21 protein-coding genes are annotated in these 22,259 nt (G+C 49.1%); 14 read left to right on the forward strand and 7 right to left on the reverse strand.

What is annotated here, in order from left to right:
* Positions 1-247 precede the first annotated feature (247 nt).
* Positions 248-550 carry a hypothetical protein gene (locus BRW83_RS06530; protein WP_005880592.1) on the forward strand — a complete coding sequence of 101 codons (303 nt, stop codon included), beginning with the start codon at positions 248-250 and terminating at the stop codon, positions 548-550.
* A gap of 72 nt (positions 551-622) precedes the next feature.
* Here BRW83_RS06530 and BRW83_RS06535 read toward each other — a convergent pair whose 3' ends face one another.
* Together BRW83_RS06535 and BRW83_RS06540 are read right to left on the reverse strand one after the other, a co-directional pair.
* Positions 623-4,585: an autotransporter outer membrane beta-barrel domain-containing protein gene (locus tag BRW83_RS06535; RefSeq protein ID WP_186447487.1), complete on the reverse strand. Its 3,963-nt coding sequence runs from the start codon at positions 4,583-4,585 to the stop codon at positions 623-625.
* Positions 4,518-5,129: a hypothetical protein gene (locus tag BRW83_RS06540; protein ID WP_157661011.1), complete on the reverse strand. Its 612-nt coding sequence runs from the start codon at positions 5,127-5,129 to the stop codon at positions 4,518-4,520. Before BRW83_RS06540 ends, BRW83_RS06535 begins: the two co-directional genes overlap by 68 nt.
* 1,146 nt (positions 5,130-6,275) lie before the next feature.
* Here BRW83_RS06540 and BRW83_RS06550 point away from each other — a divergent pair.
* Complete coding sequence (locus tag BRW83_RS06550) at positions 6,276-6,770, forward strand: hypothetical protein (RefSeq protein ID WP_231284539.1); 495 nt, start codon at positions 6,276-6,278, stop codon at positions 6,768-6,770.
* Between the two features lie 288 nt (positions 6,771-7,058).
* Here BRW83_RS06550 and BRW83_RS06555 read toward each other — a convergent pair whose 3' ends face one another.
* Positions 7,059-7,763, reverse strand: coding sequence for a phosphoribosylaminoimidazolesuccinocarboxamide synthase (locus BRW83_RS06555; RefSeq protein WP_005880588.1), 705 nt, complete (start codon positions 7,761-7,763; stop codon positions 7,059-7,061).
* A gap of 500 nt (positions 7,764-8,263) precedes the next feature.
* Here BRW83_RS06555 and BRW83_RS06560 point away from each other — a divergent pair, with 500 nt between their 5' ends.
* The 5 genes from BRW83_RS06560 to BRW83_RS06575 all read left to right on the forward strand — a co-directional run bounded on the left by BRW83_RS06560 (position 8,264) and on the right by BRW83_RS06575 (position 11,286).
* Entirely contained in the window at positions 8,264-8,839 is a 576-nt protein-coding gene (locus BRW83_RS06560) for a flavin reductase family protein (protein WP_005880587.1), read from the forward strand.
* A 295-nt stretch (positions 8,840-9,134) separates the two neighbouring features.
* Positions 9,135-9,290, forward strand: coding sequence for a hypothetical protein (locus BRW83_RS11680; RefSeq protein WP_155811810.1), 156 nt, complete (start codon positions 9,135-9,137; stop codon positions 9,288-9,290).
* Complete coding sequence (locus BRW83_RS06565; RefSeq protein WP_005880586.1) at positions 9,287-10,543, forward strand: autotransporter strand-loop-strand O-heptosyltransferase; 1,257 nt, start codon at positions 9,287-9,289, stop codon at positions 10,541-10,543. The genes BRW83_RS11680 and BRW83_RS06565 overlap by 4 nt, the downstream gene beginning before the upstream one ends.
* 68 nt (positions 10,544-10,611) lie before the next feature.
* Positions 10,612-10,809: a hypothetical protein gene (locus BRW83_RS11685; RefSeq protein ID WP_145814970.1), complete on the forward strand. Its 198-nt coding sequence runs from the start codon at positions 10,612-10,614 to the stop codon at positions 10,807-10,809.
* A gap of 99 nt (positions 10,810-10,908) precedes the next feature.
* A complete protein-coding gene (locus BRW83_RS06575) occupies positions 10,909-11,286 on the forward strand; it encodes a hypothetical protein (RefSeq protein ID WP_036602882.1) in 378 nt (125 codons plus the stop codon).
* A gap of 64 nt (positions 11,287-11,350) precedes the next feature.
* On the opposite strand, the gene BRW83_RS06580 is transcribed toward BRW83_RS06575, so the two are convergent.
* The 3 genes from BRW83_RS06580 to BRW83_RS06590 form a co-directional block, all read right to left on the reverse strand.
* Entirely contained in the window at positions 11,351-12,571 is a 1,221-nt protein-coding gene (locus tag BRW83_RS06580; RefSeq protein WP_005880584.1) for a histidine-type phosphatase, read from the reverse strand.
* 270 nt (positions 12,572-12,841) lie between these two features.
* Positions 12,842-14,281, reverse strand: a complete 1,440-nt coding sequence (locus BRW83_RS06585; protein ID WP_050757783.1) for a GGDEF domain-containing protein — start codon at positions 14,279-14,281, stop codon at positions 12,842-12,844.
* Positions 14,282-14,579: 298 nt separating this feature from the next.
* Positions 14,580-15,494 (reverse strand): AraC family transcriptional regulator, encoded by a 915-nt coding sequence (locus tag BRW83_RS06590; RefSeq protein ID WP_005880582.1) that lies wholly within the window; start codon positions 15,492-15,494, stop codon positions 14,580-14,582.
* A 243-nt stretch (positions 15,495-15,737) separates the two neighbouring features.
* On the opposite strand from BRW83_RS06590, the gene BRW83_RS06595 reads away from it, so the two are divergent.
* The 7 genes from BRW83_RS06595 to BRW83_RS06625 all read left to right on the forward strand — a co-directional run bounded on the left by BRW83_RS06595 (position 15,738) and on the right by BRW83_RS06625 (position 21,739).
* On the forward strand, positions 15,738-16,793 hold the full coding sequence (locus BRW83_RS06595) for an NAD(P)-dependent alcohol dehydrogenase (protein WP_036603745.1): 1,056 nt from the start codon (positions 15,738-15,740) through the stop codon (positions 16,791-16,793).
* 15 nt (positions 16,794-16,808) lie between these two features.
* Positions 16,809-17,804: an aldo/keto reductase gene (locus BRW83_RS06600; protein ID WP_036603743.1), complete on the forward strand. Its 996-nt coding sequence runs from the start codon at positions 16,809-16,811 to the stop codon at positions 17,802-17,804.
* A 59-nt stretch (positions 17,805-17,863) separates the two neighbouring features.
* A complete protein-coding gene (locus tag BRW83_RS06605) occupies positions 17,864-18,613 on the forward strand; it encodes a carboxymuconolactone decarboxylase family protein (RefSeq protein WP_005880579.1) in 750 nt (249 codons plus the stop codon).
* A 35-nt stretch (positions 18,614-18,648) separates the two neighbouring features.
* Entirely contained in the window at positions 18,649-19,392 is a 744-nt protein-coding gene (locus BRW83_RS06610; RefSeq protein WP_005880578.1) for an SDR family oxidoreductase, read from the forward strand.
* A 47-nt stretch (positions 19,393-19,439) separates the two neighbouring features.
* A complete protein-coding gene (locus BRW83_RS06615; protein ID WP_005880576.1) occupies positions 19,440-19,916 on the forward strand; it encodes a (R)-mandelonitrile lyase in 477 nt (158 codons plus the stop codon).
* A gap of 135 nt (positions 19,917-20,051) precedes the next feature.
* Positions 20,052-21,182, forward strand: coding sequence for a metallophosphoesterase (locus BRW83_RS06620; protein ID WP_005880574.1), 1,131 nt, complete (start codon positions 20,052-20,054; stop codon positions 21,180-21,182).
* Positions 21,183-21,472: 290 nt separating this feature from the next.
* Complete coding sequence (locus BRW83_RS06625) at positions 21,473-21,739, forward strand: zinc ribbon domain-containing protein (protein WP_005880573.1); 267 nt, start codon at positions 21,473-21,475, stop codon at positions 21,737-21,739.
* 68 nt (positions 21,740-21,807) lie between these two features.
* On the opposite strand, the gene BRW83_RS06630 is transcribed toward BRW83_RS06625, so the two are convergent.
* Positions 21,808-22,149 (reverse strand): DUF805 domain-containing protein, encoded by a 342-nt coding sequence (locus tag BRW83_RS06630; RefSeq protein ID WP_005880571.1) that lies wholly within the window; start codon positions 22,147-22,149, stop codon positions 21,808-21,810.
* Positions 22,150-22,259: the final 110 nt, after the last annotated feature.

The raw sequence follows: 22,259 nt of genomic DNA on the forward strand, positions 1-22,259 counted from the left end.
CGATTGCGGTATTCAGGTCATTTGGTTTTTCGATAATCGCAGCGGGCAGTGTAAGCTGGCCGGGAAGATTGGATTGCAGGCAACAAATTCATTCATATAATTTCTATTTTACATAATATAAATTATGCGAAGTTTGTATGTGATGGCTAAGTACTAGAATCCGCAGGATATCTGAAAACATCTCAGTTCAATTCGCCTGTTGTCAGATGAAATTGACTATGGCTGTCAGTCAAACCGGAGTCATGTCATGAATGAAAAGAACAATCTCACCGATTCCCTGCGATGGATGAATGTCTGGGGCGAAGTGATCAATGCGAATGGAGAAAGAAAAACGGCGCGAATGCGTACGGCCAACAGCTACAGCCTGACTGTTACGGGTTCACTGGCTGTGATTGACTATCTGATGAATCATCGGCCTGATGGTGGAACCTATACGCCAGCAAAGCTGATCGGTACCGATCAGCTTATGCGATTGCCTGAATCGGGAACACTGGAAATCGTCTGGTTTAAAGTTAATGTTTTTTCTTTTGAGTTTGCTTTATATATATGAAAATAAACAAAAAGGAGCTATTTTTTCAAGAGGCAGCTCCTTTTTTGTCATTACTGCCCGTTTTCGCAAAGGTCAATCAAACTGCCGGTTTATTTTCAGCATGAAACCACGCGATTTTTCATTGCCTGATTTCTGGTAAGCAGCACTGAACCCGATACTCAAGCGGTCTTTTTGCATATCCAGTCCCAGTGAACCGTTCCAGGACGTACTATCCATTATTTCCGTTCTGGTGATGTCACTCGCAGCGACGCCAGGGACATGGATACGCGTCGAGGCGTTCCTGTCGCCGGTTGCCGGAATAAAGGAAATGTCCAGTTTCGGTTTCACTGTCCAGCCGTTTTTGGCAACATAATCGCGGCTTAAGGTCACTCCAACCGGGATTTGCCAGATGTTCTGGGTGTCGCTACCGGTATTGAAAACAGTGCCCTGGCTGTTATGGGTTTTGAAAGCGTCTGTTTTCAGTCTGAGCCAGCGTACTCCGATATGAGGTGTCACGTCGAAAGTTGCTGTTTTCAACCGGTATTCACCCTGTGCGCCAATCGTCCATATTTGCGTATCCACGTCCGCTTTCAGCGTATCTCCCAGTGTTGAAGGAACCGTTTGTTTGAGCTCGTTCTTTCCCTTCATGTAACCGATATCGACCATGAGATTGGCGTTGCCACTGTTCAAGCTGCCGTAGGCGCTGAGTCCGTAAGTGTCATAATCGTTTCGGGTATCGTTGAAATCTCCGCGGGATTTGCCCTCGCCCGTGCCGATATTAAGCGCACCACCGGCACGGAAACTGCCGTTACCTTTATCTTTCCATGTGTAATCGGCTCCGGCCACAATGCCACCGAAATCGTTCTTGTAGTCGGCGTTGAAGCGCCCTGCCCGGATGCCACTGCTGTCGCTGTCACGATAAAGCATACTGGCCCACAAATCGGGACCTTCACGATGCAGTGAAGGCGCACCACGCTGATTGACGCTGTTGCTCAGTGACAGATGATCCTGCAAGGCACGGTTGACGGAACCGGAAGCAGAAATAGCGGATGCCTGTACGCCTGCGGCGATGGCTATCTGTGCGGCGCCATTGATGGTGCGGACGGTATCGTTCGGGGCAAGATACCGGTTGTCCATCGTTCTTGAAAGGAATGCAATACCCGCGTTGGAACTGTCAATGTCGTTACGGCCGCCGAACCATATTTCACTGATGGTTCCCGGCATGACGACACCGGGCAGCGTACTGGCCACATCCAGTGCCCTGGCTTCCACCTTGATGGTTCCGGTTTCGCTCTTGTCGATCGTCAGTCCGATTAGCTGGTCCGTTGATGACAGATAATCTCCTTCCCATCCCTTGACGTTCGCATTGTCTGCAAAACCGCTTGTGATGACGTATTTTCCTGTTGTGGCATTGCCTATAAGCAGCGATGCATTCTGAGCCACGTAGAGGGCTCCACCTTCCGAGGAGAGTGCCGCATTGCCATTCAAGCCTGATGCATCCACTATCAGGAGTGACCCGTTTGCGAAGGTGGCGGTGTTTGGGGCGAGCGGCGAAGTGGGCGCGGAAGTTTTTGAACCGTCGACCACGATGGCTCCCTGAGTCGGGCTGAGGTGTTGCGCAGCGGTAATGGACAGAGCAGCACTGATATCGTCTTTTCCCCATTTCAGTCCTGAGGTGTTGAACATGTCGATACTGCGGTCTACCGAAGTTTCTCCCAGTACAAGCAGGGAATTTTGTCCTACTGTCAGTTCACCGTCCACGGTCTGGTTGTTGAAAACCAGGGCGCCATGAGAGGCTGTTACGATTGTATCGTTACCAAGCCATGCGGGGTCCAGAAAAATCCCTCCTCCGTTAAGCGATACGGATGAACTGGAGAGTTTGCCTGCTGCACTTCCATTACCCACGGAAATCGTCATGCCGGAGTTGGCGACAAGATTTTCGGTTTTCAATGTACCGGTAACACTCATCGTGCCGCCAGCCACTTCGAGAGAATTGCCTTCAACCGTTCCCGATATGACAGTGTCTCCACCGCGTTGCTTCAATTGTTCGATCTGTGCCGATCCGGATACATTGAAATTTCCGCCTTCGAGTTCTACCGATGAAGAGGCAAGTTTTCCGGCGATGTTGGTTTCCCCCGTCGTCTGTTTCACCGAGGTTTGCAGGGTTGCATGTTCATCGATATTGAGTGTTCCGCCGTTGTTGTTGATGCCTGCAACGGCTTGCCCGGCTGTGCTGTCAGACTCGCCGGTAATACTGTGTTCGCCACCGCGGACGTTGACTATGCTGGAACTCCCGATCTGCACGTTTCCGGTGAGAGTGCCACTGGAAGCCATCCCAGTCGTACCGAGATTGAGCGTCCCTTCGGGAGTTGCGCTATTAGTCGATCCCACATGAACATCAACTGCCTTGTTTCCTTCGTTTCCGGCCTGCACGAGAGATGTGTTTGTCTCACCGCCCAGAAGCGTCAGGTATTGTCCACCTGTAATCGTCACTTCCGAGCCATCCGTTCCCAGATTCAGGTTGCTTCCACCGATGCTGCCCTCAATGGACTCTGCACTGCCGTGGGAACCGCTTGATGCGCCAACGACCAGATTGTTGCCTTTTGAGTCGGTTCCTGTGGTAAGGGTAGCACCACCAAGGACCATATTACTGAGGCCACTTGAGTTCAAATCACTTATTGAAACACTGGAAGAAGCATTTCCCGAGTTGTCATAGAGATTACCCGTAAAGATGATTTCCCTGCCACTCGTTTTATCGACCCCCAGTATTCCGGCAGCAGAACTGGCATATTTGAGGTTATATTTCGCATCGTTGAAAGAGATGAGTCCCTTTTTGAAGTCGATATGCTCTTTCAGTTTGCCTGCGTCTTCGTCTCTACCTTCCGAACCCAGTGCAGTTTCGAAAATATGGCTTGTATCCGTTAACAGCGTACCACCGTTGATCGTCAGGCTGGCATTATCTCCCACGAAGGAAAATGAGGAAGAATCCAGCGTTCCTCCCGTGACCGAGACGGCATTTCTGATATTCCAGTGTTGGGCAACGCTTAATATACCCTCTTCCACGCTGACAGTTCCCCATATACTGCTCATGGAAGAGTTTATTTTCATTTCTCCCCCGCCTGTTTTTTTGATGGCGGAATCAGAACTGATGTAGAGAGAATCCCTGTTGTTGTCAGTACCGAAGTAATTGACATCACCTATTTGCAGTTGCTGACCCTGAGCGATATTGAAATTAGCGGAAGAGGCGCTCAACAAATACAAAAATCCGCCTGCACCGGAGGTATTCCCGGAAATGGCGGGTGTGGGTGACGTTTTTGTCACGTTGAAGTCAAGATTCCCTGTCTGAAGATAGATCGCTCCTCCTTTTTGGGAGGATGAGTTGTTTATGAATGCAGTGTCAGTCATGCTCAGTGAGCCTTGAACTACTGTGATGGCTCCTCCTAATGAACCGGCCTGATTTTCTTCAAAACGTGTTCCACTTCCCAGATGTACATCCGATAGCTGGGCATAAATCGCTCCACCGTAGGAAGATGCTGTGTTGTTCTGGAAAACTGTGCTGGTTGTCGCAAGCTTTCCGCTTTCACTCTGGGTAGTAATGGAACCGCTTGTAACGTATAACGCGCCACCATTTCCATTTGCCGTGTTATTTTTCAGGGTTGTGTGATTGATGTTTATAGTCGATGAATTTGCGTAAACTGCTCCGCCCTTGGAAGCTTCGTTGCCTTCTACCACCGTTTCGTCCGAAAGATTCAAAAAACCATCCTTCAAATAAAATGCACCACCACTTCCTCCGTTGGCAGCAGTATTATTCTTGAGCGTCGTTCCCGAGATATTGGCAGTCCCCTCAATATAAAAAGCGCCTCCAGTCGCTTTTTCTGCCGCTACCTTATTTGATTCGACAAGCGTATTCTGATTGAGGGTCAATATTCCGTGAACTCTGATTGCACCTCCGTCTGTTATTGCCGAGTTTTCACGGATAATCGCACTTTCACCGAATGTCACTGAACCGGAAGCATCTATTGCTCCACCACGGACTGCCTCGTTTTTTTTCGACAAGAGCATTTTTTCCGAAGATAACTGCGCTGTCTGCGTCACCATCTACAAAAATGGCACCTCCTCCATTAGATTGGGACCATGGACCTATAACGACAGCTGCCTGGTTACTGATGAGTTTGGCATTCTCACCAAAAGTGACGCCTTTATTGGAGTAAATTGCGCCTCCTCCTTTTGTCGCTTCTCCTGAAGAATAATTATTGAGAAACGAGACGTTGTCACCGAAAATAATTTTACCGCCGGTGCTGGTTATGACTCCCTGTTTAACAGGTATAAGGTCGGGTCTCCAATTTTGAATAGTAAGAGGGCCTTCCGAAATAATTTTGATGTCTGTTCCATCAGCGATGAGCCATGCGTCCCCGACAGTCTTCCCTCCATCGTAAATACCTGACTGGAAACGGTATTCGTTTCTGTTTCCCTCTGTTTTTGCAATTATTCCGGTTACAGATTTTCCGTCAGCGCCTTTCCAATTCTCTTCATCGGTGGCGGCTCCCGTTTCTGAGTTGCCCGTGTAGTAATAGATAGGCTCGGCATTCGCGTTTCCCACACTTGCTGCAGCAAAGATCCCTATTTCTGCCAATGTCAGGAGTATATTTTTCAGGCGTTTTTTCCTCTGGACGGCATAATGCTCGTCAATCAGCCTGTCGAGTGCCTTTTTTGATCGGGTTAATTGGGTTACCCCCCCCCCCCCCCCCCCCCCCCCGATGGGAAAAGAGGGTGTGACGGCCTTGCATCAATGTCTGCATCAGTGTCACAAGCTATATATTCGGCAGCGCTCATCGAAATTTTTCCTTGAAGGTTTTAAACGGATGTTCCATGAGACGGATTGTTCATAATCTCGAAAGGAAATGTCTCGTTTTCTCTCCTGATTATACCTGTAAAAATTTCTTGAAAGAAATATTACTCAAGCCATCAAAATTTTATTTATACATGTCATTCGGGCATGTTCGTTTATTGAAGCGTTTCGATGCAATATTGAAATTTTGAATCGGCAACTGAAAATACGCGGGCCAACATGAAAATGTCTTTCTTCTTACTTGTAAGAAAAGGATGTCTTGCAAACTACCGGCGAAGGGTGTTGAAGGATTTGCCTGGCGGCTGGTCCCTGGTTTGGCCATGATCCGGCAAAGTATGGAAAAGTCAGTTAACGAAGCCGATACGTTTGTGCTGTTTATCAAACTGATACGTTTTATTGACAAAAAATTCGGCTGCCAATCCAGCAGGAATTTTATGGATCACTATTTTTCTGTCTTTTATTAAAAAACATCGATCTTTCCAAACTTTCCTGTTTTATTTCTGCCAAAGACATTCCGGTACGCGAAAAAGATCTGAAAGCGGATCGTGCATTTATCGCTACGTTCACATTTTTAATCGCGCAAGGGCTTTTTGTTTTAAAACCTGTCGCAGCCGGTTTTATTATTTTGGGTTTTTGAAGATATTTCTGTTTTTTTAGTGTTTTTGCTGGCTTTTTTTAGTAAAAACAGAGGTGTTTCACAGGATGTGATTTATCTGAGGACAAAATAGTGAAAATGGCTGTTGCTTTCTCACAAATTCCCTGAAAAATTGTCCTGGATCACTGCTTCACATGTTTTGAAAAATGTATAGTAATAATAACGGAACGATGTTGTAAGAAAAACCGAAGTATTTCGTTGTAAACCCAATTTTTTTATAAGGAGTAATTAAATTGGAAACCATGCTCATTTTCTTAACATTAAGCGTTTTCATTTTCGGTGGCCTGATCGTCATGCAGTTGTATGTTTTGCGTAAAAAACGCAAGGATGCCGACGAAACACGGGCACAGCTCGAGCAAATGCTCGTGCGCAAGTGCCGTCAGTCCATTTCCAAGTACCGCATGCATTTTTATCGTACGCCAAAAACCGATTTGGGTTTTCTGACTCAGGTAAGGCTCAGTCATGAAGCATGTATGCCTGAATTCTTCATTGCATTCGGCGATATGGCTTCGGAAGTCCTTGGCTATGCCAAATTCACGCAGACCGAATCTCACGGTCACCGGCAGACATACACACTGACGGAAATTCTGCCTGCTGGTGTGGAAGCTCCCTATCCTGTCATGTCTTTGGACAGCGAGCTTTACACACTCGATGAAGCGGTCAGAACGCGTGAAACGATTGATACGACGATCAACAAGATAGTGGACATTCGTGCCCAGGCGGCTGCGGCCAATTAAAGGCGTGAGTTTTGTCCTGACAGGATTGCGATGACACCTCCTTCGATCCGGGTGGATGTATCCACCCGGTCGGTCATCGCATTTTTCGTTTTACGGCATTTTTTATTAATGAGCATGTTTGTTTGAAGATAATCCCGAATACGGGATTTTTTTTAGAGGCCGTTTGTCGGCCTGTTCAGGTTCGGGTGTCGGGATAATAAAAAAACCGGCAAAATCTGCGGAGTTTGCCGGTTTTTTGTTTGTGTCATCATTATTGAGTCATGACGACCGTGAATGGTTTCGTTCCGATCAGGCGCGGAAGCAATCCGACAAGGCAGAGCCTGCGACCTTGTTCTTGCCGCTCATGTCGTATGCGCGGCAACCGTTGGCGCTGACTTCGTCAATCAGCATCAGCTTGCCGGTTTCAGCGTCTTTGCCCCATTCGATCTTGATGTCCCAGAGGTCCAGACCTTTCTGTTTGAACAGGTCGTGAATCAGTCCCATCGCCTTGGCGTTCAGGGCAACCAGTTCCTTGAGTGTATCGGCGTCCATCATGCCCAAAGCGACGATGGAGTCATGAACGATCAATGGATCGCCGCCTTCGTCGTCCTTGATGGTGATTTCAAAAACAGGTGTATCGAATACCATGCCGTCTTTTGCGCCCGGAACGGTTTTGTAACGGCGGATGAAACTGCCGGTGCCTCTCCAGCGGCAAACCCATTCCAGACCCGGTTTGAAAGTGACGGCCTTGCGGACAATCATGGACATGTTGTCCAGATCGGAAGAAACCATATGGGTTGGAACACCATTGTCAGCCAGATATTTGAAAATGGTCGATGTCATGGACAGGCAGGCGAAGCCCTGACCGTCGAGCAGGGAGTCAGATACGTTGTTTCCACCCGGATCGACTTCACCTTTATCGTTCTTGGTAACACGATCGGTGAATTTCAGTTCCAGAGTGTAGTCACCGTGGCTGTATACATCTTTTGTTTTTCCGCGCTGCAGGAGTGCCATTTTACAAATTTCCTTATGAATAAAAAACGGTTGAAACGGCAAGTAATGCCGGATTTTTCGCTATTTTATGCCGATTCTTTATCAAATAGAAACAAAAATCTGTTGGCATTCTTCCGATTTATTGAATACAGGAGTCGGGAAAAAAAGTTTCTCCATAAAAATGTCGCATGACTGCCACGTGGCATTTCATTGATACATTAACCGGTTTTGGCCTGATTTCTGCCAATCTCGTGTGTTGCCGGAAAAATCCTGACATTGCCATCTATTTCATGTGTCTGTTTTTTTTACCTGTTTTTCCTGTTCGGCTGAAACGGTAAACTGACAGCGTTTATGAAGCAATGTCATGAAGGCGTCAATTTTCTGCGGGATTCTTTCTCATATTGCCATTGGCAAATACGTGAATGATTCGACAGTGTTATGATGCGATTTATATAATCGAACCCATCCAGTAATGGTTCCCTTTTTTACTCGTTGTAAAGAATATCTGAAAGGATTTTGAAATGAGTCACTTCCGTCCTGTTCCGCTTGAATTTGCCACCCGTCTGATCAACCACGGGCCAACCATTATGGTCACCAGTCGCAGCAGGGATGGAGAAAAAAAGAATATCATGACGGCGGCATGGTCAACGCTTGTCGAGTTCGACCCTCCCCGTCTGGTCGTCGTGATCAACAAGGATTCCTATACACGGGAACTTCTTGAAGAAAGCGGTGTTTTCGCTGTTTGCGTTCCTGCCGCCCATTTTATCGATACGGTTTACGGTGTCGGAAGCACGACTGGAAAAGTGGAAGACAAATTTGCGAGCTTCGGTATTGAAACGGTCGCCAGTCCCGAGCTGGACATTCCTGTCATCGAAAAAGGATGTGTCGCCTGGCTGGAATGCCGTCTCCTGCCGGAACCGGGCCCACAGGACAGGTACGATACCTGTTTCGGTGAAGTCGTCTCGGCCGCAGCGGATGAGCGGGTATTTAAGGACGGTCTGTGGAATTTCAACAAGGATAATATCAACCTGCATACCATCCACCATCTCGGCGGAGGTACTTTCGTCATGAGTGGAGACATGATCAGCGCGAAATAACTTGAAGTTTTTTTTGTAATTTATTGATAACAAATTGAAAATACAATTTTTAAAATTGTAAGATACACGTAGTATTCATATTGACAGGATGCCTTTTGGCATCCTGTTTTATATTCGGAATTTCTCCACCCATCTCCTCCACTTCGAAACCAAAAGTGTTGCAAAAAACATGCTGGATTTGATTTGCCTGAAACCGGTTTTACGGAATCTGACCGGTTTTTGCCGTTAAACAAGGTCTTTTGCAGACGCGATTTTACATTGTGATGAGTTTCTCCATTTTTTACTGGAATCACTCATGAATTCGCGCTCCCTGACTGTCGGTTTCACTCTCTTCATTTGTTCGTCTCCTGCGATCAAGCCGGAAGAAAAGACCGGTTCTTTCATGATCGCCACTCTGGATGGTTCCTGCCAGTTTTCCTGTCCATTTTCAGACCAGTTGAAGCCATCATGAACATCATAGCCATCCGTGACGATTCCAGAGTCGACGAAGTCAACGAAACTCCGTCCCCCGTAAACTCTTCCAGTAACCAGAGCAGCGGTTATTCCCTTATGCCTCCCGAAATGCCGACGCAAAAAGGTCCGGCAGGGATTTTGTACGACTTCAATGACGGAGCCCGCCTCTTTCTTCCTCCGGGAGAGTGGCATGCGCAAATCATTGATGCCGATACCGGCAATATCCTTTTTTCCTGCGATTCCGAAGGCGGTTGGGTCTCCAGCACCAAAAAGTATTTCGTCAATTTCGGGTTCAAGGTCTGGAAACGGGGACAGAAAGAGCCGCTTTTCGAACACAATCTTGATCTGAAAAACCAGAATGTCATCATCAGTTTTCCTGTCGGGACGCTGGGTGACCTGATCGGATGGTTCCCCTATGCGGAGCGTTTCCAAAAACAGCATGGATGCAAGCTGGAATGTACGATGGGGCAGCTGATTATCGATCTGTTCAAGGAACAGTATCCGGATATCATTTTTTCCACCCCTGAAACCGTCAAGACCAAAAAGCCGTACGCCACTTATCGCGTCGGTCTTTTTTTTGGAGGCGATCTGGATCATCAGCCGATGGATTTCCGGCAGGTCGGATTGCACCGGACGGCCGGTTATATTCTGGGCGTCGATCCGACTGAAGAAAGGCCACGCCTGAAACTGGGATCGAAAAGACAAATTGAAGAACCTTATGTCTGTATAGCGACCCAGTCTTCCTGTCAGGCGAAATACTGGAACAACGGTTATGGCTGGAATCAGGTGATCGACCATCTTAAAAAAGCCGGATACCGTGTCTTGTGTATCGACCGGGAAGCGACTTATGGACAGGGATTTGTCTGGAACCACATCCCCTATGGCGCGGAAGACTGCACCGGCGCCCTTCCCTTGCAGGAACGCATTGCCCTTCTGGAACACGCTGACTTTTTCATCGGCCTTGGCAGTGGCCTGTCATGGCTGGCCTGGGCCAGCAATATCCCGGTTATTTTGATCAGCGGGTTTTCCTTGCCCAATTGCGAGTTTTACACCCCATATCGCGTTATCAACACGCATGGCTGTTTCGGATGCTGGGATGACGTGAATATCAATTTCGACCACAAGGATTTTTTCTGGTGCCCGAGACACAAAGGCACCGACCGGCAATACGAATGCACGCGCCTGATTACCGGGCAGCAGGTTATCAATCAAGTCGAACGTGTAAGGCAGTCACTGAAAAAACCGTCCTGATCTGAAGTCCTGATCCGAAAAAAAGCAGACAGTTTACGGTCAATGGAACGTAAATCGACCGCAATGCCGTGCAGATCCTGCTTGGCGCTGAATTTGCCATTCAGAAAAAAATGAAGCTTTATGTCGGATGCGATGGCCTGACCGGTAATGAGTCCCGCAATCATGGCGCACAGATCCAGTGGCAGATGAAGTTCTGGGTTGGTACGCCTGAGATGCAATTCGTCAGGAAAACAGGATGTCGGAGACGGCATCCTGTTTTTTTGTAGTGCATCATGTCTGTTCACACGGATTTGGGTATTATCTCATTCAGCTTCATTTGAAAAAACTTTGTGATCCGTTTTAAGACATTATGGAATCGGGAAATCATGAAAAAGATCGCTCTATTATGTGCCGCTTGCGTCTTGGTACTGACAGCGTGCCAGTCAACAGGAAACAGTCCGGACATCACGGCAAAACCGGACAGTCACAATGCCCGTATCGCACTGGATGTTGAGGGACGATATGAGGTCGGCAAGCCGGTTACCGGCACTGACATTCGCGAGGTATGGATCAAGAGTGGGAACCGTTATGCCGTTACGCTGGCAAACGGCATCAATGTCAGTGGCATGTATACATGGGATATTTCCGGCAGCCGGATCGTTCTGGATATCCGGGGCGACCGGAGCCCTTTTTTCGTGGGCGAGAATTTCCTGAAGTATGAGGGATCGGGCAAACAGAAAGACTGGACGTTCCAGAAGATGTGAACCATTGTCCGGTTTGGATCGCCGTTTGAAAAACGCGTCATTTCCTTATGCATGACGCGTTTTTTCATGGCTGGACCAGTTGTCGTACCTTCAGTGAAAAGGCGTCAGGCGTGAAGATGCCCTGATCGACTGGAACCTGTACGGGTCTGGCTACGGGAGCAGGTTGTGCATGCAGGGAAGCAAAAGTCGGTGCGCTGTAGTTCACTCGCACTTCACGGGTGCCATCGGCTTTTTGCCAGAGTTCGAATGTCAGGAAACCGCCGGGCGGGGTTGGATTCTTTCCCTGTTCCGGGATATTCCAGTCAATATTCAAGAGTCCGCCGATATTGGCGATATTGGTATCGTGACCGACAAGGAAGTTCAGCTGCGCAGACGTATCGGAGAGCAAGGTGCTTTCTATTGTTTTCAAAAGTTCCCTTCCGCCCGCTTTCGCCAGCGCCGGCGTCCTGTTGACGGCATCGAAAACCTTGTCGTGAAGCGGGACAATTTGTCTCAGGACGCTCTCGTCCACCTGCCCCCACCCGGCATTCTTCCCGGGCCACTGGCCGTATTCCAGCAGCATGATTTCGGCAATGCTGGAGGCGATTGCCCATTTGCCTCCGATTTCAGGTTTGTTTTTGCGCTGGTCGAGACTTGTCCGGTTCGGCAATTCCGTCAGGGCACAGCTGTTTTCGTGGGCCGTTCTGGCGCAAAGTGCCGGACCGCAACAATCGGTGATGTCCTGTATCCGGTTCAATGCGGCAATGGCGTCCGGGTCGTCATTCAGCTTCTCGATCCTTCCTTTCAGCACGGAGAGGACTTTTTCCGTGTTCAGGGCAGCCAGATCGTTTCTGGAAGGATGAAACAGGCTGTCATATTGTTCGCCCCATTGTGGACGGACACCGCAACCGGGAGCAAGCCCGTCGAAAATGGCGATTGCGGTCTCGCGGGTTCTCTGGTCCCTGTCGGCAATGAGAGTGTAGCTGGCAGAAGCCGGACAGGCATTTTCAGGCAAGAGCCCCTGCTCCGTCAAAACAGGCCGGATGGCTTTCCATTGAGCCGTGACCAGTTCGTGCCCACGTTCGGTCAGATAACCATATCGGACCGGCCACCGGGGCCAGGTCTTGTTGGACCATTGGTCCAGTGTTGTCCGGTTTTGTGTCGGAGACCGTACACCGTGGCGGCTTAACACGACGATTTTGACCAGTTTGTCTTCAGGCTGACCAGCCTCGCTGGCATAAACGGATGGGATTGCCGTCAAAACGGCCAGTACGGCGAAAAGGAAATACTGGAAAGATCGCTTCATGGAAAAACGCTCTCTATGGTTGTCTGAAACGGCAATGTATTGTCAATTGACTCAGGTGATTATGCATACAATCAAAGGCATGATCAAGCGGGAAAGAACCTCTTTTCCGCGATGATTTCCAGCGGGTCTGTCCTTAAAGCCGGGCTTTGCGGCATGCGATTTTACCGGTAATTTACCGTCAATCAGTCAAACCGGTTTTGATGTATCGGGAAAGGTTCGGCAAAAGATATGGAAACAATGATGGATTATTGCCATATTGGTTTTTTGTGTTCAGCTTTTTTGTAAAAGCACCGGATTATTGGCCGGGCTATCGAACGCTTCGATTTCTTCATAAAAGCAGATACCGGCCCCGCCCTTTTTCTTGATTTCGTACATGGCGTGATCTGCCTTGCGGATCAATTCCTCTGACGTATTGCCATCTTCAGGGTAACAGGCCACGCCAACGCTGGTATTGCAAAATACATTCCCTTTTTTCAGGGGCCAGGGTTTTTTGAACCGTTCGTGAATGAAATTGACCAGACTACGGATATTGTCTTTCATGACAGAACCGTTGATCAGGGCAACGAATTCATCGCCACCGTGCCGGTACATCCGGTTTTTCAGCATCGGGATGCCGAGGAAAAATTCCCCCAGCTGGATGAGAAATTCATCGCCCGAATCGTGACCGTAATTGTCATTGATGGCCTTGAAACCATCCAGATCGAAGAACAGCAGATAGCCATTGCCACGGTTTTGAATATGATCGATGAGGATCGTACAGTCATTGATCAGTTTCCTGCGGTTTGGAAGGCCGGTCAGTGAATCGAAATTGGCCAGATACTCGATCAGTTCTTCATTGCGTTTGTTATCGGTGATGTCTGCGCTGCTGACAACATGGGCAAGACGGCCGTCAACCCATCGGAACGCGGCGGAAAACACCCTGAACCACGAACCGTCAAAAGGCCGCTGGTAATCCCAGATATAGACTTTGCTCGGATTTCCGTCCTCGTCAAGCAGGTTTTTCTGGGGACAGAACTCGCACGGGCCATCCTGGCCCGGAAACAAAACCTGCCAGCACACTTTTCCAAGAAAGGCCGATGGGCCGCCATAAGGCGCTGCCATGGACTTGTTCACCCACAAGACCTTGTGGGTATGAAAGTCATTGACGTAAATGTCGATTCCCGTATTGTCCAGAATGCTTTCCAGCGAATTTTTTGCAAACGAAATCTTGTTCTGGTAGACCCTGACGCCGATATACCTGCCGAGCATGGCGAGCAAAACAGAGATCCTTTTATGATCTTCATCCAGCAGTGCCTTGCCTGATCCGGTTTTGAGAAAGACAATCAGGCCAAAGATGCGTGCATTTTCGTCCACGACAGAAAACGCGGTCACATGCGTTGCAGATAGCGTTTCAAGCAATTGTCTTTCGCCTGTGGTGTTATCTTCCTTTTTGTCGATTGAGGTAACGACCGATTTCGCCATATGGCTGCGGAATTCAGGGTCGATCGAGTTGATGGCGAACGTTTCGCACAAGGGAAACTCATGAAGAAGATGGCGTTCCATCAGATTGAAATCATGGGCCTGGTCTGCTTCATAAACAAGGGCGCCATCAAAAGAAAAAGCCTTGCAAATCAAATCGAGAGACTTGTTGATAATGACGGTGTCTACCTGTTTTTCAACAAGCATTTCTGCCATTGTCCAGATGAGTGAATCCCTGGATTGATCTGTCATATTTCTTTCCATCACGAAGTGACTGTCTGAATCGGGCGATATCGGTTTATCGACACTGATTCACCCGATGGCAATCGGAAAAATTGTCTAAAAGCCAATTCCGGATTTTTGTTGCATGGGAGACAAATTTCTTCCATAACAAAATTCTAGGGAAGAAATAAAGAAAGTCAATAAATTGGCTGGGAACTTTCCTAAATAAACAACATGTGGACATTCATGTTTTTTTCAAACCCGCTTTTACGTTATCTAAAAAATATAATGTTTTCCTTCAGGGCTGCATGTCTTGAGGAACGGCGGCTTACATGCGCAGTTCCCGCACTTTATTGATATTGCGCGATGGCGGTTCGCCGAAAAGCCGTTTGTATTCCCTGTTGAACTGGGTCGGACTTTCGTAACCGACGGCCATGCAGGCATTGGCGGCATATTCATTTTCGACCAGCATCAGCCTTTGGGCTTCGTATAGCCGAAGGCGCTTTTGAAACTGGAGCGGGGAAAGCGATGTCAGTTGTTTGAAATGCCGGTGAAAGGTCGACGTTGCCATGTTGACTTTTTTTGCCAATTCATCGACTTGTACGGGTTCTTTATAGTTGTTTCTTAACCATGAAATGGCTTGTGCCACCTGATTTCCCTGCGTTCCGAATGTATTGACGGTCCTTAAAAACGAGCCCTGTGGCCCGATCAGCAGGCGGTAATGGATTTCACGGAGGATCATCGGGGCCATGACCGGTATCTGTTCGGGTTTTTCAAGCAGATCCAGCAATCGGGCAAATGCATCCAGAATGTCCGGATCGGTCCGGGTCAGGGACAGGCCGCAGTCCGGTTCATTGCCTGTTTTCGGTGGTGGCGGGATTTCGGCAGCCAGCTGGGTTGTCAGCGATTTGTCGAGTCTGATGCCCATGCCGAGGAATGGATTGTCCGGCGTGGCGTCGAGGATAGTGTTTTTGGCTGGCAAATCGATTCCATTGACGAGACAATATCCTTCCCCGTAACGGTATTCCCTGCTGCCGATGTACGAATGCTTTTGTCCCTGGATGATCACGCCGACGGCAGGTTCATAGAAACAGTTTTCCGGACATTCACATTCGTTCTTCCTGAAAAGAAAGAAACCGTTGACCGGTGTCTGGTATTCACCGCTTTCAGGCAGCCATTTCAAAAGTTTTTCCTTGATCGGGTCATTTTTGTTTTCAAAGCCGGTTTGATTGTCTTGTCCCATGATGAAAATTCCCTTTTACGTCAATAAACGATTGAAAACACATTGTCTTTTTACCAGATTGTCTTCCGTTTTTGTAGATGGTTGAGAGAAATAGGCAATAAGAAGGCAGTTTCGTATCTATATCCGGCATTCGGCAAAGCTTTATATTTCAGGCATCGCAGGACGTTGGCAACAGGATTTTCCTGACGGAAATCGTCTCTGTCCTGACAGAAATTCGTTGTTCACATTTTGATGAGGTTTGCCATGAAAACAATTGCTTATGCATCGCATTCTCCTGATTCCCCGCTGGTTCCCTATTCTTTCGAACGACGCGAGCTTCGCGATAACGACGTTGCCATGGAAGTCCTGTATTGCGGTGTTTGCCATTCCGATATGCACATGTCCCATAACGATTGGGGCATGACGGTCTATCCGGTTGTCCCGGGGCATGAAATTATCGGACGGGTGACTGCAGTAGGGTCGAAGGTGACTCGATACAAGACTGGTGATGCCGTTGCGGTCGGCTGCATGGTCGACAGTTGTATGGAATGCGACCAGTGCCATCACGGGGAAGAACAGCTCTGCCGTGAGGGCATGACGATGACGTATAGCAGCCTGGACAGGATTGACCATACCGTGACTCAGGGGGGATATTCAAAATATCTTGTCGTCCGTGAGGAATTCGTTTTGCGTGTTCCGGACGGACTTGATCTTTCTCGTGCCGCGCCGCTTTTATGCGCGGGTATCACGACGTATTCGCCACTCAGGACATGGGATGTCGGCCCGGGCAGCCGTGTCGGGGTGATTGGCATGGGTGGTCTCGGCCATATGGCGATCAAGCTGGCTGTCGGGCTGGGAGCTGAGGTCACTGTATTGAGCCGCTCGGAAGGCAAACGGGCTGATGCGATGGAATTGGGTGCCGACAAGTTCCTGATTTCGAGTGACGCATCTGCGATGGACAAGGCACAGTCGTCTTTCGACCTGATTATCGATACCGTTCCCGTCAAACACGACCTGAACCCGTACACCCCGTTACTGGATATCGACGGCACGCTTGTCATCGTCGGACAGGTCGGGCCAGTCGCCGAGGTCAATACGGCGCCTCTTCTGTTCGGGCGTCGACGTATAGCGGCTTCACCGATTGGTGGCATTCGTGAAACGCAGGAATTGCTCGATTTCTGTGCCCGTAAAAACATTCTGCCTGAATGCGAAATCATCCGGATGGACGAGATCAACACGGCTTTTGAACGGATGGAGCGTTCCGATGTGCATTATCGCTTTGTGATCGATATGGCCACGCTTGAAACTGAAAAAAAATAAGAAGGGTCGATGGTTATGGAAAAAAGAAAATTGGGAACCGGTGGCCTTGCAGTCTCGGCTCTCGGGCTTGGCTGCATGGGTATGAGTTTCGGCTATGGGCCTGCCGGGAATAAAAACGACATGATCGGCGTCATCCGTTCGGCATTCGAACATGGAGTGACTTTTTTCGATACGGCGGAAGTGTATGGGCCCTTCACGAATGAAAAACTGGTGGGTGAAGCGCTTGCGCCCTTCCGCTACGACGTGACGATAGCCACCAAGTTCGGCTTTGTCGCCAATGCCGGTGACGACGGAAAATGGACGAAACTGGACAGCCGTCCCAGGCATATCCGTGAAGTGGCTGAAGCGTCTTTGAAACGCCTGAAGACAGATGTGATCGACCTGTTTTACCAGCATCGTGTCGATCCTGAAGTGCCGATCGAGGATGTGGCCGGTACGGTTAAGGATCTGATTGCCGAAGGCAAGGTCAGGTATTTCGGCCTGTCCGAAGCCGGTGTCGATATCATCCGGCGTGCGCATGCCGTTTGCCCTGTTACCGCCCTTCAAAGCGAATATTCGCTCTGGTGGCGTGAACCGGAAAAGGAAATTATTCCGGCACTGGAAGAACTCGGTATCGGTTTTGTGCCATTCAGTCCGCTTGGAAAAGGTTTTCTGACGGGGAAAATGAATGAGAAAACGACTTTCGATGCATCCGATTTCAGGAATACGTTGCCGCGTTTTACACCGGAAGCCTTGAAAGCGAATCAGGCGATGGCCGGTCTGGTTGGAAAAATGGCTGAACGGAAAAAAGCGACTCCGGCGCAAATTGCACTGGCATGGGTTTTGGCGCAAAAGCCCTGGATGGTTCCGATTCCGGGTACGACGAAACAGGCACGACTGGAAGAAAACATCGGTTCGGTCAATGTCGAACTGTCGGCGGAAGATTTGCTGGAAATCGATTATGCCGCGTCGAAAATCAGTCTGGTTGGCGACAGGTACCCGGAAAAATACGCAAGGATGATCAGCCGATAGGCTGATTTTTCCGGGAACCGTATTGGCGGGAACCCGGTCTTTTAAAGAAGGATCAGAAAATGGCAGGAAAATCGTTTTCGAAACTGGCAGCGGTAATGTTTGCCCTGCTGTGTCTGGGCAATCTGGCAAGGGCGGATGACATGGAAAAGCTTAAAACGGCGCTTGACGCCAGACAGGAAAAGATCGTGACGATCGCGGCTTTCACGGCCAATGGCAATTTGCCGGAACTGAAAACGGCATTGAACGGTGGCCTTGATGCCGGTTTGACGGTCAATGAGATCAAGGAGGTATTGATACAGTTGTATGCTTACGCTGGTTTTCCGAGAAGCCTGAACGGTATCCAGACGTTCATGACGGTTATGGATGAGCGGGAAAAAGCCGGTATTGCCGATCCCGCCGGTGCACAAGGGACAGCACTTCCGGCCGGTACGAATCGGGATGCCTATGGTGAAGCGGTTCGCATGAGATTGTCCGGCGTGACAGAGGTTCCGGCAAAAAGCGGATACCAGCTTTTCGCCCCGGGGATCGATGTCTTTTTGAAGGAACATCTGTTTGCCGATATTTTCGGGCGTGGTGTGCTGGAGTTTTCCGACCGGGAAATCGCGACGGTTGCCGCTCTCGCCGCTCTGGGCGGAACGGATGCCCAGCTTCAGTATCATTTGAATGCCGCCATGAACGTCGGCCTGAGCCAGCAACAACTGGCGGGAATCATTTCGGTTCTGGAGAAGGACGTCGGGAAAAATGAAAGTGCGTTTGCCGGAAAAGTATTTGGCGAGGTGTTGAAAAAGCGCTCGAATATCAATCCGTAAATGGTTGAATTATCATTATTTTCAGGGAAAATATAATGGACAATATTGGGAATAAGGTCGTTATCGTCACAGGTGCCAGCAGCGGAATCGGTGAAGCGATAGTCCGCAAGCTCGCGGCTGACGGCGCTATCGTTGTTTTGGCAGCGAGAAGAAAGGACAGGCTGGAAAAAATTGCCGGTGACATCAATGCATCCGGTGGAAAAGCCTTGTATTACACTGTCGATGTGACGGTCGAAAAACAGGTCAGGGAGTTGGTCGATGATGTCGTTGCCAGATTGGGGCGGGTGGATGTCATGGTCGGTAATGCGGGGTTGATGGCTCAGGCCCCTCTTTCATCGCTGAAAGTGGATGAATGGGACCGGATGATCGACATCAATATCAAGGGTGTTTTGTACGGTGTCGCGGCCGTATGGCCTGTTTTCGAAAAACAGCAGTCCGGCCATTTCATCAATATCTCATCCGTGGCGGGCATCAAGGTCGCCGCAGGAACGGGGACGGTTTATTCTGCAACCAAGTATGCCGTACGTGCCCTCTCCGAAGGCATTCGTGTGGAATCGGCAGGCAAATTCCGTTCGACGGTCATTTATCCGGGCTATGTGGAATCCGAATTGATGTATGGCAGTTCGGATGAAAAGACGCGTGAAGCGGTCATCGCGGGTTATGCAAAATATGCCATTCCTGCCGCGAGCGTTGCCAATGCTGTGGCGTATGCCATTTCACAGCCGGCTGATACGGCGATTAATGAAATTGTCATCCGGCCGACTTCACAGGAATTCTGAATACTGTCTTGATTGGGTAAAGAATGGAAATGAATCGGATTTTAAGAATGGCTCTCGTTCCCGTTTTGTTTGCCGCAGCGGCAGCTCAGGCCGGGACGGGAAGTGACGAAATGGTATCAAAGGCACAAACGGTGTCGAAAAGCGGATCAGAGGCTTCGTTTAAGGGGCCTGAACAGTTTTTTACCGGAAACGTAAACGTTTATATGTCGTTTTCACCCACGGCGGAACTGCCTGCCTCCGGTGCTTTCGTGATTTTTGAGCCCGGCGCGCGTTCGGCATGGCACACGCACCCGGCTGGTCAGACCCTGATCGTCATTTCCGGTGCCGGTCTTACGCAGGAATGGGGGCAGCCGGTGGTCGAAATCCATCCAGGTGACGTGATCCGCTGCCCTGCCGGAGTCAAACACTGGCATGGGGCGGCACCGGGCTCCGCCATGACGCATCTTGCGATAACAGGCGATGTAAACGGCAAGAATGTCGACTGGATGGAAAAGGTAACGGATGAGCAATATCGGGGAAAATGACTCTGTTTTTTCTGTTTCCCTTAAAAAGCATCCTTGCCATTCAAAATTGCAATATCAGGTAAACTACCGGCTTCAGGCGACTTTCCCGAAAGGAGGTCGCCTGTCCGGTTTCCCTCTGCTGAAAGCCATAAAAGCATGTTCCATATCTTTGCAACGATTATCGGTATTTATGTCGCCCTGAGACTGGTTCCCCCTCTCCGGTGGAAAGCGTCGGTCAAATGGATTGCGGGGATTTTCATCGTCCTGCTTTCCCAGTACCATTTCATTGGCCGGATGGTTTTCGGCAATATGGCTTCGCCGGAGTTACCGACAGGTTTGCTCATTTTTATGGGATGGCTGTTCGGTTCTTTCTTTTTGCTGGCCGTTTTTTTCCTCTTGAAAGACATGTTTTCCTTCGTGATTCTCCTCTGGAGAAGGATCAGGAGAACGCGAAAACCGCCGTTTTCGCCGAACCGGGTGAATGCGGTTTTGCTCACTGCTGCGCTTGTTTTGTCGGGTATCGGTGTCTGGCAGGCTGTCCGTGTTCCGGATGTCAAAATGGTGGACATTGCCATCAAGGGTTTGCCGTCAGAAATGGATGGCCTGAAGATAGTCCAGCTAAGCGATTTGCACGCCAGCCGTCTTTTGACCGGTGAGCGCAACCGGGCTGTGGTCGACAAGACCAATGCATTGAATCCCGACCTGATTCTTGTCACGGGGGATCTGGTCGATGGCACTGTCGAAAACCGGGTCGATGACGTCGCTCCCTTCCGCGATTTTCGTGCAAAGTATGGCGTCTTTTCCATTCCGGGAAACCATGAGTATTATTCAAGTTATGTGGATTGGATGAAGGCTTTTGACGGCCTCGGCCTGAATATGCTGAAAAACGGGCATGCTGTCGTGATTGTCAACGATCGTCCATTGGTGATCGCAGGTACGACGGACAGGGTCGCGCCGAATTTCGGTTTGCCCCGGCCGGATATCAGGGGGGCATTGAATGGCATTCCCGATAACGCGCCGGTCATCCTGCTGGCCCATCAGCCAAGAGGTGCCTCACAAAATGCGGAGGCCGGAGTCGATCTTCAATTGTCAGGCCATACCCACGGCGGCCAGATAATGGGTGCACACTGGCTTGTGCAGCTCTTGAATGAAGGATTCGTTTCCGGTCTTTACGACGTGGGTGATATGAAGCTGTACGTCAGTAATGGAACGGGTTTGTGGAACGGGTTCCCGATCCGGCTCGGCCGCACGGCAGAAATCACTGAAATCGTGTTACACGCTGGCTGACTGGTGGAAACTTTCGGACAGTGTTTTCAAATCAGTCGAAATACTGTGGTTTGTCCGCGCTTTGGATGGACATTTTTTCGTATTGGATTGCCATCGATCAATCCGGCAAATTCATGTCTATTGATGTGCCGGGTCAAGACGGTTACTCTATAGGTATGAAATGGAATAATCGCCCGGGCGTAAAAAATACTTTTCAATAGGCAAATTTATATGTATAAATGTTGAAAAGAACGTTCGGATGACGAAGAACGACCATACCACTGTCAATGAAGATTCTCGGAAAGGTGTCTATGGAAAAGATATATTGCCAGTCCTGCGGCATGCCGATGTCGGATCGGGATGCCACTTACGGAAAAAACGCCAACGGAACCGACAACAAGGATTATTGCAGCTATTGCTATAACCACGGCAAGTTCACGTGGGATATGACGATGGACGAGATGATCGAACATTGCGCCCCGCATATGGCGTCTGCTGCGGGCATGACCCGGGATGAGGCACGCCAGATCATGAAGGGCTTCTTCCCTACCCTGAAACGCTGGAAGGTGACGGATTAGGGTATTTGTTCATTGATCTCAAAAGAATGAAAAGACTTTGCCTGATTGACCGGTAAAGTCTTTTTTTATCATATCCCGTATGGATTGGGACCGTATTTGTTGGTTCCTGGGTCGCTTTTGAAGAAATACAGCATCGCGAAAAAGAGCAGATTGAGAATGGGAATGAACAGCCCTATCAAAAACCAGCCATTCAAGCCCACATCGTGAAAGCGGCGGACGGTCAGGCCGATGGATGCGATGAAGACGACGACATTGAAAATCCAGGCAAAAGGACCGATGAGCAAAATGAGGATAGTCCCGATCACGATGTTATTGATCAGGAAGTTCCACATTTCCAGCCGGGTTGAACGACCTTCAAAATTGCTGAAAGCGCGGAATGTATCCCGATAAATAATGAACCAGTTTTTCATATGTCGATTAAAAGTGTGTCGAAGTGTTCGCAGTATAAAGATTGAGACTTGAGGGTGCAAATCCGATTGTCGCAAATTTGATTGTGATCGAATATGTAGTGAAACGAATG

Source organism: Oxalobacter formigenes (assembly GCF_002127965.1).
Lineage (GTDB): Bacteria > Pseudomonadota > Gammaproteobacteria > Burkholderiales > Burkholderiaceae_D > Oxalobacter > Oxalobacter formigenes.